The sequence below is a fragment of the Vibrio sp. JZG120 genome (assembly GCF_053890955.1).
The window spans coordinates 147,337-164,486 of record NZ_JBSRRK010000008.1 but is presented as its reverse complement, the minus strand read 5'-3'; the positions used below and the strand labels follow the sequence as shown (position 1 = coordinate 164,486).

Genomic DNA, 17,150 nt, shown 5'->3' with positions numbered 1-17,150 from the left:
GCAAAATAGGGATCGTTATGTGGATTAAGAAATACGTCATCATCTCGTTGTTGGTGCTTACCGCATGTTCAACAACTGAACAGTCATCAGACTTCGATTCAACGCTGTACTCAGGTAAGCCCGTTGAGTCACTCACCAATGATGAACCTCCAAAAACAGAGGAGGAGGCAATCTCTCGAGGGGATATTGCATTAAGTAATAAAAATGTCGACTTAGCGTTGTATGAATACATTCGCTCGCTCTCTTTCCCGAATGCGGTCCATAAAGACAAAACCTTATACACCGTGGGGCGTATCCATTTGGCAAGAGAGAATTCAGAACTTGCGGATAAATCATTTCGAGCATCTTTAGCAGAGAACCCTGATCACATTGGTTCCCTCACAGAACTTGGCACTCTGTATACGAAACGTGGCGAAAAGGACGTCGGGAAGAGTTACTACATACGCGCTTTGAATGCTGACCAAATTCGCATGGATGGCGATCCGATTATCACTAAAGACAACATTACTGCAGAGAGCGTTGCAACATATCGCTATGATGATAAATCACCTGTCTCTGCTTACTCCGGTCTAGGTGTGCTTTACGACATTCGTGGCGACCACGATATTGCGCAGGCATTAATTAGAAAAGCGTTGGATATTGATTCAAGAAACGTCAACGCTTTAGTCAGCCTAGGCTATTCCTACTACATGGAAAAAGCTTATTCAAAAGCGGCGCACTTTACTCAAGCTGCGCTGAGCATTAAGCCGGGGGATGAAAAGGGAATCAATAACTTGGGTCTCATTGCACTGGCAAAAGATCAACCACGACAAGCGCTGAGTATTTTTAGTCGACACATGACAGAGCCGGAAGCACTCAACAATGTTGGTTACTTCTTGATCCTTCAAGGCAAACCAGGCGAGGCGATTCCTTATCTACAACAGGCTATTGATAAGAATCCGGCCTACTATGAACTGGCAAATAAAAACTTAGAGCGAGCATTAGCAATGGTAAGAGAGCGAGGGGATACCTCTACCGCGCTTCTCCAATAACTTCACAGTCTATTTAAAAATAAAGCCACTCAGCAAGATGGAGTGGCTTTTTCATTTTTGGGGACTTTTTCATTTCTGGGGAGTAGTGCCGTTGCAAAGGTGTTTGTTCAAGTAACCGTTCATTCGCTTCTTTCAGGGTAAGAAGCATAGCGCCGCAAAGCCCAACCAACTATCTTCCATAACATCACCGTTAAGAGTGTTGCGAGGTAACCATCAATAGCATAATGCCAGGCTAAATGTACCGAACCGATTTGAATGATGACGGCGAAAGCGTAAGCAAAGTAGCCGGTGGTTTTGTTGAGTCTATAAATTGATAGCGCCATCAAAACAGCAATGGAAACGTGCAAACTCGGCATTGCCGAAATGCCAGAGCCAATACCATTGGCATTCGCGATGTACTCATCCCAAAGATATTGCTGTGTAGGCAATGCCCACAATTGCCCAGCGTCCACATTGGTAAGATATTGGCTTTGGGCTTCGAGCGTTTTCATCAGAGGAACAAACTGTTCATCTCCGGTGATAAGCTCCACGTAGCAAGGACCTGCTGAAGAGAGTAACGTGGCGAAGAAGACACCAAAAATCATCCAAGACAATGCGAACGTGAGTAAAAATTGTTGCCTTACCAACGGGTATTTTTTGTAGATAAGGAAAAAGATGAGTATACCCCACATACAAAAAAACCATGCGTTGTAGGCAACGTTTAGCGTCAGTGAGGCCCAAGCATTGGAGAATAATGCATGGGTCAATTCCCAAGGTGCCACGCCGAAGTGCAACAGCGTATCAATATTCGCAAAGGTTAGATCCCATTTAAAAGGATTGATGATTGGAATAAGCGATTTCAAAAACGTGTGGTTAGAGAAAATCAGGTTAAGTGCCATCATCGAAACAAACACTGATACAGGGCGGTGCAGTGGAAAAATAAGATGTTTCAGTTTTCGTATGAAGCGCTTTGCTGGCTGTTTTTCTTTGCGCAGTATGAGATAGAAGTAATAATAGATACACCAGCTTAAACCTGTGACATACAAAGCTTGCATGAGCGTTTCAAGGTAAGTGGTAAAAGAGTAATCAATAGGGAAATCGAGATATAAAGAACAAAGATAAATGACAGCAGTCGAGATAAAGCAATAGGTGTAGAAAATCTTATCGATCAATAACTCGTTCTTCACAGACTGGAGCCAAGTCGCTGCTTTTTGCTGCCAACTTACGTTGATCTGGTAATTGTTGTCTTGTTCCATCGACGATCCGTCATCTCTATCCTTCCAATGTCATTAAGCTTAGTTGAGAAAACGGGCACTTGTATTTAAGTGCCCGCTAAGAGTTTGTCGTTTAAGATTTTTACATCATGCCCGTGACAAGGCCTGCCGCCACAAAAAACACGATCATCCATAGCACCGAAAGGTTGAGCTTTTTGTGTAGATAGAAACCCGCAACCACTAACGCCATGTCGATGGGAGTAACAACTGCGCTGCTAAATACTGGCTGGTAAAGTGCCGCGAGTAGCAACCCTACTACCGAGGCATTGACACCGTTGATGGCGCCGGAGACCAGCGGTTTGCCTGCCAGTGCTTGCCAGTTTTTAAGAACGCCAAGCAGTAAAAGAAACCCTGGGAGGAATACGCCAAGCGTTGCGATCAGCGCACCTAAAATTGGCGTATCCGAAAGCTCATAACCAATAAAAGTCGCAAAGGTGAACATTGGCCCTGGTACAGCTTGTGCAGCGGCGTAGCCTGTTAAAAATGCATCTTGGCTGAGCTGGTCGCCAACAATGTTTTGCAGAAGCGGCAGCACCACATGACCACCACCAAACACTAAGCTACCAGCTTGGAAAAAATCACTAAACAGCCCAAGCAAAGGCAATGAATGAGCTACTAATGGTAAGCCGAGTAAAAGCACCGCAAATAGAGCCAATGGCGCGATAGACGGTTTAAACGGCTCGGCTGATGGCGCGGAGTCTTTCTTCAGATATCGTATGCCGACAAAACCTGCTGCGATCAACACGAACATTTGCGTCATGATGCTTGGTGCCACCAGCAACGCAATTGCAGTAGCGACGCACAAACCCGCGGTCAGTTTGCTTTGGCAGAAGTTTTTGTACATGCCCCAAGCCGCATCCGCCACGACGACGACTGCGAGCAGTTTTAGGCCGTGAACGATGTTTTGGAACACTGCGGTGTCGGTGATTTGGCTGCTCACCATCGCCAGCGCCAACATGATGATCACCGAAGGAAGCGTGAATCCGACAAATGCTGCGCATGCGCCACCTAAACCGCCGCGTTTATAACCCAATGCAAAGCCGACTTGGCTTGAGCCCGGTCCCGGCAAAAACTGACTGAGCGCGACAATTTGCGCGTACTCGCTGTCATCAAGCCATTTCAGTTTCTCAACAAAGGTTTGGCGAAAATAACCAATATGAGCCGCAGGGCCGCCGAAGCTGAACCAACCCAGCCAGAAAAAAGTTTTGAAGATGGTGAACATGTTGAGCCTGTTTATCTAAAAAGCATTGTTGCTAATTTATCGGATGCTCTAAAATGACTCAAATTGATAGATTTAATTTCATTTATGAATGAAATGGGATGAAGGTGTTGAGGTGAAAGAGGACATTCAGTGGCGCAACATTGACTTGAACTTATTGGTGACGTTTTCCTACTTGTATCGCTATCGAAGCGTTAGCGTCGCGGCAGAGAAAAGTTACGTTAGCCAGTCGGCGATGAGTCATAGTTTGTCTCGTTTAAGGTTGTTGTTTGACGACCCGCTTTTTGAGCGAAAAGGACACAAGATGGAGCCCACCGAGCACGCTCACCACATCGCGCCAACTGTGCATCACTTGTTGGATTCTATCGCCAAAGACTTGCTCACTAAGTCTGCTTTCCAACCTGAAAATTACGCGGGTGTATATCGCATCGGGTTAACGGATTATGCCGAGTTTATCTTTGCTCCTCGGCTTTATGACGAAATACGCCAGCGCGCACCAGAGGCGCAGATCAGTTTTATTAACGTCAATCGTAGCAACTACGTGGCATTAACTGAGCACGAAAAGCTCGATGTCATTATTGGCAGCATGCCGGTGTTGGATGACAATTTTGAGAGCTTGTACTTGTACACGGAAAAACACGTGTGTATGTGTGATAAACAGGTATTGAAAGGGGAAACACAGCTGTCTCTGGAAGCGTTCGCGAACATAGAGCAAGCTCTGGTAAGTCCCGATGGGAGCTTAAAGACACAAGTAGACCAAAAGCTCGCAGAACATGGCTTGAGCCGTAAAGTCACCGTGGCGTCGCGCAACTTTCTCACTATTCGGCATTTATTGAAAAAGCGCGATCTCATTGCCATCGTGCCAGAAAAAATGGCGTTGGCGGAGGGCTTTTCGGACGATCTCATTACTGTTAAGCCGCCGATCGCCGTTGCGGATTTTGATATTGCCATGCTGTGGCATTCCAGCCGAAACAATGAAGACAAAGGCATTTGGCTACGCGACTTGGTTTCTTCGACCATCACCTCTCACATATAAAAAGGGCACCAAAGGGTGCCCAGAATGTTTGTCATTGAGAGTCTTTGTTATACCGCTTGCGAAGCTGGCGCGGCTTCTTTTATACGCTCTTCCTGATTCAATGATTTTTCGTATTGGCTGTACTTCCACCAAGCAAAGCCAAGGAAAATCACGATACCGCCAACGTTGTAGAAAATGATGGTCATGATGTCGGCCCCTGTAGGGAAGGTCGATGCTAAGAAACCAACCGTAAAGATAGCGATCAGTACCGATACGGTAGCGATGCCCATTTTGCGTGAGCCCATTTTGAAATCACGCTCGACGTGATCCAGTTTCAAGCGCAGATTCAGGTACGCCAACATGATGAACAATGGTGGCAGCATGGATGCCGCTGCCGTCATGTTGATCACCGTGTTCATCAGATCTTGAGCGGTGTTAGAACCTAATGTTGGGATGATCATCAGTGGGATAACGATAAGGAACTGATACCAAGCTGCGCGAGCTGGTACGCCGTTTTCGTTCAGCTCTACGGTTTTCTTACCAAAAATGCCTTCTGGAATCTCAGAGAAGAAGATTTTCACTGGCGTTGCTGTCCACATCAGTAGAGAGCCAAACATAGCGGTGAAGGATACCAAGCCTACAAAGCGGTTCATCAATACTTCTGGCAAACCAAAGTACGCAGCCAAACCTTCAAATACTTGTACCGAGCCACCCGTGTATTTTAGGGTTTCGCTAGGAACAAACACGTTAATCAAAACAGACGCGACTGAGTAAAGTACACCGATAAAGATACCTGCGATGATGATGACTTTAACGAACGATTTCGAGCCGCCTTTCACATCGTTTACGTAAACCGCGACCGATTCCGCACCGCCTGCCGCCATAAAGATCCATGTAGTAATGCCTAAAAATGCCCAGCTGAAATCAGGGATCATCGCTTCTACAGTAATTGGGTCAGCTGGTTCTACGCCGCCGATCAACGCAGCGCCAGCCAGTAAAATATACGACATTGTCAGTAGCAGCATGAGGGAGGAGGTCACCGACGTAATTGGCCCCAACATTTTCGCGCCGTTTGTCGATACGTAGGTCGCAAACGCAAACAAAATCATACTGAGCACGGTAGTGGTGAATGGCGTCAGAATGTATTCATAGCCCAAGAACGCGTAAGACGCATAAGCGATAACACGCGGCAGCAAGGACGTGAAGAAGAATAGGTTAACGAACCAGTAAGTGTAGGCAGAGATAAACGCCCAGCGACCGCCAAGTGAGCTTTTTACCCATGCGTAGACCCCCGCTTCAGAATCTTTATTCAGAGATACGAATTCTGCGATGATCAAACAGAAAGGGATGAAATAAAAAATGGTCGCCAGAAAGAACATTGGCGCAGACGCTAGACCGATCTCGATGTTGTTATTGATTACGTTATTAAAGCTAAATACTGCAGCAAAGGTGAGGGACAACAACCCGAATTTGCCTATCGTATTACGTTTGGATTCAGACATGTTCTATCTCCGGTGAATCACGTTGGAATTGTAGGGAGGAAGGGCTTGTAATGCTGTGACCACAGCCCTTCTCTTGTTTTATTTATTTAGGAAGTAGCCATCTTCGATGGTCACTTTGAGCACCACTTTTCTTACGCGGTTGTCTCCATGGAAGCGGTACGCTTCATTGTTTTCAAAAATCGCCACTTGGCCTTCGCAAAGCTCACGTATTTCACCCTGACCAGAAAAAAATTCGCGGTCGGTTTCATCACGATAAGTTTGTTCTAGTGTCAACGCGGTTTTATCCGCGAACTCAACGGTTTCTAGGCCTTCGAGGTAGTAATGCACATCGAAGTAACGACGGTTACCGATGAACGTTTCGGTTTGTTTCGCGATGCCGTCTTCAACCATGTAAACCAGTGAATCGCCAATCGAGTGCATCACGCCATCTTTGATGTTGCCGATGTTGCCAATGGCTTCCACACAGCGGTTCCATTTACGACCGTTGCGATATACCTGTTTGAATTGCTCTAAGCTGTCTAACACGATCATGGGTTACGCCTCGTTGACTGGTTGAGTATTGGTTTGAGTGAAAAACGCGTTGTCGAAATCATGGTTTGCCATCACGTGTGCGTTGCAATCGCCTGCTTGCAGTGGCATCAGCGTCAAACCGTAACGGAACTCGTCCATGTACACGCGGTAAGAGTCGAGCACTTCGCTGCCCCATGAGTTCGAGCCTAACCCCATCACTTGATGGTCAAGGTTAAGGGTGATGTAGCCACTCTTTTCTAGCTCGATCGTATGTTGCGCTTCATGCAGATTTTGGTTGGTGTAGAACCACGCGCTGAAGTTGATTTCTTGCTGAGGTTTCACCAATAACCCTGTGCCATGACGGTTGGTGAGTGAGGCCCATCGCACGTGTTGGCGGTTGCCATTGTTTTGCGGGAACGGGTAGTTCTCGAACATGTCCGCCACGTTGGTGTGGTACAGATCGATGATGTTGGCTTGGCGGCTGTCTTGATAGTTCTCTTCAGGGCCGCGACCGTAGTAACTCACTTGATCAAAGCTGCTGTTAATGCCTAAATCCAAGCCAATGACCGGAATCACGTGAGGGTAGTCGCCGTAGCGCTCGCCACTCAGTTCCACATTCAAATGGCCTTGCGCGTTGATTTGGTAGCGGTAGGTACAACGCATGCCAAAATCGAACACAGGTGGCGCAACAATGCTGCTGGTGGTGATCAGGATGGCATCTTCGCTCGCTTCCACGCTCAGCGTGCGGAAGTGTTCCTGCATGATTTGCAGATGCGCAGGGTGCCACAACCCTTCGTACTCTTGTTTGTGGTTATCAATCATTGGTTTGAAGAAGTTCAATCTTGGCTCTGATTGAATCAACTCTTCACCATTCACACGCCATGAGGTCAGTTTGCCGTTTACTTTCGAGAAAGTGAGCGTGAAGTTATGACCTGTGATCACGTGCTCTAGGCGGCTTTCTTCAAGCACCAAGGGTTGAATATTGTGGTTGATCAGCGCAGGCAACGTCGCGGTGTTGTCTTTCAGTTGGACCTGATACACCGCAATTTCATGGTTGGCTTCGCTGTAAAGCGTGCGACTGTCTTTGCGTACGGTGAAGTTGATGAAGGCTTCGCGCTCATCCAATTCTGGTAAGTCGATGCTTACTTCACGAGCGCTGTTTGCGGCCAGTGCTTCGACTTTAAACTGCACGCTACGCAAGGTTTCGCCTTCGGCACGCACATCAGCAGTAATGGTGTAATCATCGAGGTTGGAGAACCACAATTTGTTCTCAACGATGAAGCGATCATGGCAACCTTCGACGGCGCGGATTTTCACCGGTGCAATGACTTGTTTGTATTCTTTCAGGCCTGGGCCCGGGGTTTGATCTGGGTAAATCAGACCATCCATGCAGAAGTTGTAGTTGTTTGGGTAGTCGCCGTAATCGCCGCCGTATTTGTAGAACTCTTGACCGTGTTCATCACGCGCTAGAATGCCGTGATCACACCATTCCCAAACGTAGTGACCTTGAATGTGGTCGTGCGCATAGAACACGTTTTGGTATTCCGTCAGACCACCCGGCCCGTTACCCATCGCGTGGGCGTATTCGCAGATAATGCGTGGCTTCTCGTGTGGGTGTTCACCAAAGTAATTCATCAGTTGAGCGCGTGAGTACATCGTCGAAATCACATCGACGACTTCAGCATCGCGGTCTTCTTCGTAGTGCACCAAACGGGTGTCATCAATGGCTTTGGTCGCGGTATACATCGCACGGATGTTGCAGCCATAACCCGATTCGTTACCGAGTGACCACATGATGATAGAAGGGTGGTTCTTTTGCGCATGAACATGACGCACTGCGCGATCGACAAACACCGCTTCCCAAGCAGGATCATTGGTGATGCGGCTCAGGTCGCCAACGTTGGCAAAGCCGTGGGTTTCCACATCGGTTTCTGCCATCACAAACAGGCCGTAAATATCACATAACTCGTAGAAGCGTGGGTCGTTCGGGTAGTGTGCGGTGCGAACCGAGTTGATGTTGTGTTGCTTCATCAAAATCAGATCTTTTTCCACGCGGTCCATGCCCACTGCGCGACCTTTTAGGTGGTCGTTGTCATGACGGTTGACACCATGCAGCATCACGTATTGATTGTTGATGTAAAACAGGCCATCGCGCACTTTAATGTCACGGAAACCCACGCGTTGTGGGATCACTTCCACTACGTTGTCTTGGTGATCTTTTAAGGTGATGAACAAGTGGTAAAGGTAAGGGTTTTCAGCCGTCCAATGCGTTGGATTCACCATATCAATCGCAAAGCTTGTTGAGTGGTGGTTTTGGATAGTCAGTGAATCGCATTGACCACTGGCTACGACAGTGCCTTTGTCATGCAGCGCGTATTCCAGCGTATAGCCAGACGCGATAGCGGTGGAAAGGTTTTCCAATTCGATTTGAGCACTGAGCGTCGCACTTTGGTAATCGTCGGCGAAATCGGTGCGAATTGTTAGGTCTTGGACGTGAATGTTCTCTTTTCCGATTAGGTAAACATCACGGAAGATCCCCGCCGTCCACCACATGTCTTGGTCTTCAATGTAAGTGGAATCGGCCCACTGCATCACGCGTACAGAGAGCAAGTTTTCGCCTTGGTGTGCGTAGGCAGAAATGTCGAACTCCGCAGTAAGACGGCTGCCTTTGCTAAAGCCGACGTACTCGCCGTTTACGTACACTTCAAAGTAGGTTTCCACTCCATCGAACTTGATGATGGTTTGTTGGTTATCCCACTGTGGACCAAGTGTAAATGTGCGTTGATAAGCGCCCGTTGGGTTGTCGGTTGGTACAAACGGGACGTCGATCGGGAATGGGAAGCCTTCATCGGTGTATTGCAGATCGCCGTGGCCTTCCATTTGCCACATGTTTGGGACGGTAATGTGTCCCCAGTCGTTCATTGTTTGTGAGTAAAACTCATCAGGTACCAACATTGGGTTGGTGAAATAACGGAATGTCCATTGGCCGCTGAGCAACATAAAGCGGCGACTCAGTTCACGTTGAAAGGTTTGTGCGCTCTGAACAGAGTCGTAGGAGAAAAAGTACGCACGCGGTGCCATACGATTCTCGTGTAAGTGTTGGAAGTTTTCCCAATTGTTCACGTTTTGATCTCCCCTCGGCTTGGTGCGCTTATGTTGGAGTGCGGGACGGTTTCATCGCGGCTCAACATCAGTGCAAATATAACGGCCGATGTATTGTGAAAAATGCTTATGAATAATCTGAGAAAGATATTAGTAAAAGTTTTACTAAAATAAATTAGTGAAAACGTTTTACTTTAACTTGGTCACGTTTTAAATGACCAATGTTGAGCAAGATGTGATCAGCGTAAAGGAATGCGTTCTAGATTGTTTTGGAAAGTAAAAACAGTAAAAATTCGGTAGAAAATAAAAGAAGAAATAAAAAAGCACTGAAAATTCAGTGCCTTATTTGAGCAGTTTTGAGGGTGTTTTTATCGAGTTGTGCCGCGTAGCTTGAGCTTGCTTGGAACGTACACTTGAAGGGGCAGTGCGCGTCCGTCACGGTATTTTTCTACTAACAAGTTCACGCCTTGAATACCCATCATTTCAGAATGAATACGAACGGTAGATAGAGGTGGGAAGGTAAAGCGCGCGGTAGGGATGTCGTTCACGCTGATCAGCGCAATATCATCAGGAATGTTTAAACCAAACTCATGCACTGCTCGTAACACACCAATCGCAATGGAGTCCGAAGCAATGAACATCGCTTTTGGGAAATCGCCTTTGGCCAGCATCTCTTTCGCTAAGTCATAACCGGACAAGCTAGAGAAATCGCCACGATAAATGTCGTCTTCAGAAACCACACCTTTTAGACTGCCGTAGTCCACAAACGCATTTTCACGAATGTCTGCGGTGTTGGGCTCGTCTTGTCCACCAATAAATCCGATACGCTCGTAGCCTTGTTGTACAAAGAAATCAACCACTTGCTTGCTGATTCTTACAAGATCGATATCAACGCAATCGTAAGGACTAGTTGGATCTGAAAAGTCGATGTAACAGATGCTATCGGCTAAGCGTTTAGGTAACTTATTGACCACCTTTTGGTCGACTTTTCCGACTAAAAGGACACCCGTGATCTTTTGCGTTTCAACATCAATTTCGCTGTTGTAGCAATTGGTTAGCGTAATGCCGAGTTTGTCGCACTGAGTTTCAATCCCATGACGAATCGACAAGTAGTACGGGTCGTTCACTTCTGCTTCTTGTTTGTAATTGTACAAGGCCAAAAAGTGATGTTTTTGCTTGGCTTCTTTGGTGGCTTTCTTCGAGCTGCTGGTGCGGTACTCCAGCTTTTCTGCGATTTCTAAAATGCGGCGTTTGGTTTCTTCTTTAACGCTCAACGTCGGATCGTCATTCAAAACTCGCGATACGGTTGCAAGTGAGACGCCCGCTTCAGTGGCGATATCTTTTAGTGTTGCCATGTACATTTCCCGTTGGCATTGCTCACAGTCCAAGTGAGAACTCAATAATCTGGCTATTGTAAACAGCTACTTAGGGATGCACAAACTTTTAGTAAAATCGTGCGATCCACGAAAGAGAGCGGTATCTGTTCGACTCATCTTAACTGCTCATCATCTTCCTGGTTTAATTTAACTAAAGTTAGCATCTAAAATAAGGCTTTTGTGTAATCTCGTGGAAACGTTTACACAATTTGAATTCGATCACGGATCTGGATCGAGATTGGTTGCTAGACTTTTAGCCAGTTAAGAAATGGGCGTACCGATTCGATGCAATGGCGATTGGCTTTTAGCGCATCAGAGTGAGGTATGAACAGAAAGCAGCAAACGTGGAGAAGCAAAAGTGAAAGTTCTTGTCACAGGCGGTATGGGATATATCGGTAGTCACACTTGCGTTCAGATGATTGAAGCGGGAATAGAACCTATCATCGTCGACAACTTGTGTAACGCCAAACTGGAAGTGTTAAACCGTATTGAAGCGCTGACTGGCAAACAGCCTGCGTTCCACCAAGGTGACATCCGTGACGAAGCCTTTTTGGATACGGTATTCGCGCAGCACGACATCCAAGCTGTGATCCACTTTGCTGGCCTCAAAGCGGTTGGCGAATCGGTGGCAAAACCACTTGAGTACTACGACAACAACGTCAATGGCTCATTGGTGTTGGCGCGCAGCATGCGTAAAGCGGGCGTGAAAAGCATCGTATTCAGTTCATCGGCAACGGTTTACGGTGACCCAGAAATAGTGCCGATTACGGAAGATTCACCAACAGGCGCAACCACCAATCCATACGGACGCAGCAAATATATGGTGGAGCAGTGCTTAAGCGATCTGTTCCATGCTGAAAACGACTGGAGCATCACCTTACTGCGTTACTTCAACCCAGTTGGCGCGCACTCATCGGGCTGCATGGGGGAAGACCCACAAGGCATTCCCAATAACCTGATGCCATTTATCGCCCAAGTCGCTGTTGGTCGCCGAGAAAAACTCTCGGTATTCGGTAGCGACTATCCAACCCCTGACGGCACTGGCGTGCGTGATTACATCCATGTGATGGATCTGGCCGACGGCCACATCGCCGCATTGAAATCGGTGGGTGAGAAATCGGGTTTGCACATTTACAACTTAGGTACAGGTAAAGGCTCGAGCGTACTTGAGATGGTGGATGCGTTCGCTACCGCTTGCGGTAAACCAGTGCCTTACGAGTTATGCCCGCGTCGTCCTGGGGATATTGCTGAATGTTGGGCAAGCACGGAAAAAGCAGAGCGTGAACTAGGTTGGAAAGCAACACGCACGGTGGCTGAAATGACCGCCGATACGTGGAACTGGCAGTCAAACAATCCCAATGGCTATTCCCCTGCGTAGTTTACGTCGCCGCATTATTGTCTGCACTTTCCAATTTCATTGAGAAATGCAGATGAAAGAATTCTTAAAAGTTGAGTAAGTAACATGTCGAATGTCGAATTTAACCCAGTGGATCATCCACACCGCCGTTACAACCCTCTGACTGGGCAATGGATTTTGGTTTCACCTCACCGTGCAAAACGCCCTTGGAGCGGCGCAGATGAAAAGCCCGCATTGGATGAGCTACCAAGCTATGACGGTAAATGTTTCCTTTGTCCAACCAACGAACGTATCTCTGGCGATGTTAATCCAGACTACCAAGGCACCTATGTGTTCAACAACGATTTTGCTGCGCTGATGGTGGATTCACCAGATGCACCAGAGTCAAACAACCCGCTATTCAAAACGCAAGGCGTGCGTGGTTTGAGCCGAGTGATTTGCTTCTCGCCAGATCACAGCAAAACCTTACCGGAGCTGCCAGTGGATAAAATTCGTGGCGTGATTGATACATGGAATGAGCAAATTGAAGAGCTCGGCAAAGAGTACGTTTGGGTTCAGGCGTTCGAAAACAAAGGTGAAACCATGGGCTGTTCTCAGCCGCATCCACACGGTCAAATCTGGGCGAACAGCTTCTTACCAAATGAGATCGAGTGCAAAGAGCACAACCTAAAAGCGTACTACCAAGAACACGGCAGCAACTTGCTGGTAGATTACGTGCAAGCGGAACTCAAAGACGGCTCACGCATTGTGGTGGAAACCGAACACTGGCTGGCGGTGGTGCCTTACTGGGCTGCTTGGCCGTTCGAAACCATGTTGTTGCCGAAAACGCACATTCGTCGTATGAGCGAACTCAGCGATGAGCAACGAGACGATTTAGCGCTAGCGATTAAGAAGCTGACCAGCCGTTACGACAATTTATTCCAGTGCTCATTCCCATACTCAATGGGCTGGCACTACGCGCCGTTTTTTGACCAAGGTACAGACATCGACCATTGGCAGCTTCATGCACTTTTCTATCCGCCACTACTGCGCAGTGCCACGGTTCGTAAGTTCATGGTGGGCTACGAAATGCTGGCAGAAAGCCAACGCGATCTCACCGCAGAGCAAGCGGCGCAGCGTCTGCGTGATGTGAGTGATGTCCACTACAAAGAATGCTAAGTCTTTAAATTGGACTGATTACGAATAACGGGATAGCGCGACTTTACAGATAGAAAGTTAGGCTCAACGCGCTATCCCACACAAATTACTATTTTAAGAGAACGTCCCTATGTCTGAACTTATCCAAAATGTGAAAGCGTCATTTGAGCAAGTGTTGGGCTACGCACCTAGCCATATTATCCAAGCGCCTGGTCGTGTGAACTTGATTGGTGAGCACACCGATTACAACGATGGTTTTGTCCTACCGTGTGCCATTAACTACCAAACGGTCGTGGCGGCGGCAAAGCGTGAAGACAATATTGTGCGTGTGGTGTCGGTCGATTATGGCAACGCAGTGGACGAGTTCGATATCACGCAAGCCATTACCTTCCAGCAAGACAAAATGTGGGCGAACTACATTCGCGGCGTGGTGAAGTGTCTTCTGGCGCGTGGCTACCAGTTTACTGGGGCGGATATTTCAGTCAGCGGCAACGTGCCTCAAGGCGCGGGTTTGAGCTCATCGGCGGCATTGGAAGTGGTGATCGGTCAAACTTTTAAAGTGCTGTTCAATCTTGAGATCAGCCAAGCCGAAATCGCGTTAAACGGTCAGCAAGCCGAGAACGAATTCGTCGGTTGTAACTGCGGTATCATGGACCAAATGATTTCAGCGGAAGGGCGTGAAAATCACGCGATGCTATTGGACTGCCGTAGCCTAGAAACGGAATCGGTTTCCATGCCAGAAGAGATGGCAGTCGTGATCATCAACTCGAATAAAAAACGTGGTTTGGTCGACAGTGAATACAACACTCGTCGTCAGCAATGTGAAGAAGCGGCGCGCATTTTCGGTGTGAAAGCTTTGCGTGATGTGACAATTGAGCAGTTCAACGAGAAAGTTGCTGAGCTGGATGAAATGGTGGCCAAGCGTGCCCGTCACGTCATCACAGAAAACGATCGTACCGTGGAAGCGGCGCAAGCGCTGCGAGCACACGACATGAAGCGCATGGGTGAGCTGATGGCCGAGTCTCATGCCTCGATGCGCGATGATTTCGAAATCACGGTAAAAGAAATCGATACGCTGGTGGAGATAGTCAAAGAGGTGATCGGCGATCAAGGCGGCGTGCGCATGACTGGCGGTGGCTTTGGTGGTTGCATCGTGGCACTTGTACCGCCAGCACTGGTTGATGACGTGAAAGCGGCAGTTGAAGTGAAGTACCAAGCAGCTACGGGCTTAAAAGAGTCGATTTATGTTTGCCAAGCCAAAAATGGTGCGGGTTTGGTTGAAGTGCTGTAAGGAATGATGATGAAAGCCTATTTTCAACAACTAGAACAAGCGATGGCGCAAACGCCGTCGTTTGATGGCCAAACTGCGAATCTGATTCATTTGACCAACGCGAGTGGTATGACGGCGTCGTTTATGGATATTGGTGCGACGTGGTTGAGTTGCACATTACCGGTAAATGGTGAAACCCGTGAAGTGTTGTTGCGCTCACCAAATATGGCTGAACACATGACGCAAGACGCTTACTTTGGTTCCATTGTTGGCCGCTTTGCTAACCGAATTGCGAAAGGGCAGTTTGAGATAGACGGAGAGAAGTATCAACTTGGTATCAATAACGGTGAAAACTCACTGCACGGTGGGCTGGAAGGGTTTGATAAACGCCGCTGGAAGGTTGAAGAGCAAAATGATCAACAGGTCACTTTTTCACTTCGCTCCCCGAACGGTGACCAAGGCTATCCGGGAAATCTCGATGTGAAGGTGACGTACACGCTCACTGACGAGAATGAACTAGCTATCGCCTATGATGCTAAGACCGACAAAACATCTCCAGTGAATTTAACCAATCACGCCTACTTTAATTTGGCTGGTGAGGCGAGCCGCGCGAAAAGTTTGGATCATACTTTACAGCTTAACGCTGGGTATTACTTGCCAACAGATGCGGGGTTAATTCCTTCCGGTGAACAAAAGCCAGTTTCGGGTACCAGTTTCGACTTCACCGAGCCAAAATCGATTGGCCAAGAATTTCTTGCCGAGCAAGATCAGAAAACTGCTGGTGGCTACGATCACGCCTTTGTATTCATGCCTGAAGTGACCGATGGCGTATCTGTCGCTGCGGTTTTAATTGCACCAAAAGAAGATGTGGTGATGAAGGTGAAAACCACCAAGCCTGCCATCCAGTTTTATTCAGGTAATTTCTTAGCCGGTACGCCAGGTGCAAGTAAAACTTACGAACGCTATGACGGCCTAGCATTGGAAACGCAGTACTTTCCAGACGGGCCAAACAAACCAGAATGGGGACTCAACTATGGGGTGTTGATCTCTGGGGATTGCTATCAGCATCAAACTACTTATCAGTTTGAATTTTAGATAGCACTTCTGCCCTTTGAACTTGCAGCGGCAGCGATGCTGCAACTCCAACGACTTTGGGTGTTATGGTGGGCTACATGCCCACCTTTTTTGTTTTTGTCGAAGAGGTTCGAACGATGAGCTCACCCTCTACTTTGCGTTTGTTAGAAAGCAACGGTTGCGCTTCAATCAGTGCCATCAACGATTCGATTGCGAGTTTACCCATGTCTGAGTAGGGCAGTTCAACCGACGTTAATGCTGGAAAGCTTTCAGAGGCGATTTGCTGATTATCGTAACCGACAACGGCAACATCCTGAGGAATCTTCAACCCCAACTCCGCTATCGCTTGGTAGCACCCCATTGCCATATAGTCGCTGCCACAGAAAATCGCTTCTGGCGGTTGCTCCATATTCAGTAGTGCCAGTGTTTGCTGGTGCGCTTTTTTTAGCGACCAGTTTGCATCGACTAAATACTCTGAGTTAGGAATGATGTCTGCATCAATGAGAGCCTGACGATAACCATCGGCACGTTGCTTACTGGCTAGCATCCAACTTTCACCAGACAGCATGGCAATGCGACGATAGCCTTGCGTCGTGAGGTGTGAAACTGCTTTGTAAGCTCCAATCATATCGGCCGGCAAAATACTTGGCGTTTCGGTGTGTTCTTCGTTGGTGCAGTTCAGCAGTACAGTCGGTAAGGAAGTTGTGACGCGTTGCTGCTCCAACTCTCGCGTCATACTGGATGCGTAAACCAAGCCTGCGTAATCACCGCCGTTGATCTCCGACTCAATCTTGCTTGCCAACACTTCATCATGGCTGTAATTGAACGTCACCAATATGTAGTCGTTCGACCACGCTTCTTCTCTCGCTGCATTGATGGCATCGATAAATGGGTCATAACTGGTTAAGCCGTTGATCACCAATGCGATCTTTTTAGGGCGTCCCAAAGCATGGGCAACCTTTTTGTTTTTGTAGCCAAGTGATTCTGCGGTTTCGAGCACTTTACGTTTGGTCGCTTCCGCGATTTTTACGGAAGTTGAGCCATTCAATACCAGCGATACGGTCGACTGAGAGACGCCAGCCGCCGCCGCAATGTCACTCATGGTGATTTTTTTAGCCATTCTGCTCTTTTACGTAATTTCGTTAGCTAAAGATATTAGCTAAAGATTAAGTTCGGATCATCCTTTAAAGATAAAGATCACAAAAGTAAGTCAGAGCAACTTAAAAGCTGTGATTTTCACCACGTTTATTCTTTGAGCACCTAGTCATTAAATTATCAATTAATATATTAGCTAATATTATTAG

13 protein-coding genes are annotated in these 17,150 nt (G+C 47.5%); 6 read left to right on the top strand and 7 right to left on the bottom strand.

The features are described from left to right. Nucleotides 1-17: 17 nt before the first annotated feature. Nucleotides 18-1,031 carry a tetratricopeptide repeat protein gene (locus ACWPOD_RS16950; RefSeq protein ID WP_006742396.1) on the top strand — a complete coding sequence of 338 codons (1,014 nt, stop codon included), beginning with the start codon at nt 18-20 and terminating at the stop codon, nt 1,029-1,031. A gap of 119 nt (nt 1,032-1,150) precedes the next feature. Here ACWPOD_RS16950 and ACWPOD_RS16945 read toward each other — a convergent pair whose 3' ends face one another. Both ACWPOD_RS16945 and chrA read right to left on the bottom strand, forming a co-directional pair. Next, complete coding sequence (locus tag ACWPOD_RS16945) at nt 1,151-2,266, bottom strand: phosphatase PAP2 family protein (RefSeq protein WP_237312464.1); 1,116 nt, start codon at nt 2,264-2,266, stop codon at nt 1,151-1,153. Nucleotides 2,267-2,366: 100 nt separating this feature from the next. Then, nucleotides 2,367-3,506 carry a chromate efflux transporter gene (gene chrA / locus ACWPOD_RS16940; protein WP_456232079.1) on the bottom strand — a complete coding sequence of 380 codons (1,140 nt, stop codon included), beginning with the start codon at nt 3,504-3,506 and terminating at the stop codon, nt 2,367-2,369. 112 nt (nt 3,507-3,618) lie between these two features. Between chrA and ACWPOD_RS16935 the strand changes: the two genes are divergently transcribed. Continuing rightward, nucleotides 3,619-4,539 carry a LysR family transcriptional regulator gene (locus ACWPOD_RS16935; RefSeq protein ID WP_456232078.1) on the top strand — a complete coding sequence of 307 codons (921 nt, stop codon included), beginning with the start codon at nt 3,619-3,621 and terminating at the stop codon, nt 4,537-4,539. 47 nt (nt 4,540-4,586) lie between these two features. Here ACWPOD_RS16935 and ACWPOD_RS16930 read toward each other — a convergent pair whose 3' ends face one another. The 4 genes from ACWPOD_RS16930 to ebgR form a co-directional block, all read right to left on the bottom strand. Beyond that, complete coding sequence (locus tag ACWPOD_RS16930) at nt 4,587-6,020, bottom strand: amino acid permease (protein WP_006742400.1); 1,434 nt, start codon at nt 6,018-6,020, stop codon at nt 4,587-4,589. Between the two features lie 78 nt (nt 6,021-6,098). Continuing rightward, complete coding sequence (locus ACWPOD_RS16925; RefSeq protein WP_134647100.1) at nt 6,099-6,551, bottom strand: beta-galactosidase subunit beta; 453 nt, start codon at nt 6,549-6,551, stop codon at nt 6,099-6,101. Between the two features lie 3 nt (nt 6,552-6,554). Further along, nucleotides 6,555-9,653: a beta-galactosidase subunit alpha gene (gene ebgA, locus ACWPOD_RS16920; protein ID WP_134647102.1), complete on the bottom strand. Its 3,099-nt coding sequence runs from the start codon at nt 9,651-9,653 to the stop codon at nt 6,555-6,557. A gap of 347 nt (nt 9,654-10,000) precedes the next feature. Next, a complete protein-coding gene (ebgR, locus tag ACWPOD_RS16915; RefSeq protein WP_005494135.1) occupies nt 10,001-10,987 on the bottom strand; it encodes a transcriptional regulator EbgR in 987 nt (328 codons plus the stop codon). 379 nt (nt 10,988-11,366) lie between these two features. Here ebgR and galE point away from each other — a divergent pair, with 379 nt between their 5' ends. From galE to galM, 4 genes are all read left to right on the top strand, one after another. Then, nucleotides 11,367-12,386 carry a UDP-glucose 4-epimerase GalE gene (galE, locus tag ACWPOD_RS16910; RefSeq protein ID WP_134647104.1) on the top strand — a complete coding sequence of 340 codons (1,020 nt, stop codon included), beginning with the start codon at nt 11,367-11,369 and terminating at the stop codon, nt 12,384-12,386. 84 nt (nt 12,387-12,470) lie between these two features. Next, nucleotides 12,471-13,523 (top strand): UDP-glucose--hexose-1-phosphate uridylyltransferase, encoded by a 1,053-nt coding sequence (locus ACWPOD_RS16905; protein ID WP_134647106.1) that lies wholly within the window; start codon nt 12,471-12,473, stop codon nt 13,521-13,523. Nucleotides 13,524-13,632: 109 nt separating this feature from the next. Then, entirely contained in the window at nt 13,633-14,793 is a 1,161-nt protein-coding gene (galK, locus tag ACWPOD_RS16900; RefSeq protein ID WP_089203056.1) for a galactokinase, read from the top strand. Nucleotides 14,794-14,802: 9 nt separating this feature from the next. Next, nucleotides 14,803-15,867, top strand: coding sequence for a galactose-1-epimerase (galM, locus tag ACWPOD_RS16895; RefSeq protein ID WP_395202163.1), 1,065 nt, complete (start codon nt 14,803-14,805; stop codon nt 15,865-15,867). A gap of 73 nt (nt 15,868-15,940) precedes the next feature. On the opposite strand, the gene ACWPOD_RS16890 is transcribed toward galM, so the two are convergent. Further along, complete coding sequence (locus ACWPOD_RS16890) at nt 15,941-16,966, bottom strand: LacI family DNA-binding transcriptional regulator (RefSeq protein WP_167426284.1); 1,026 nt, start codon at nt 16,964-16,966, stop codon at nt 15,941-15,943. Nucleotides 16,967-17,150 lie beyond the last annotated feature (184 nt).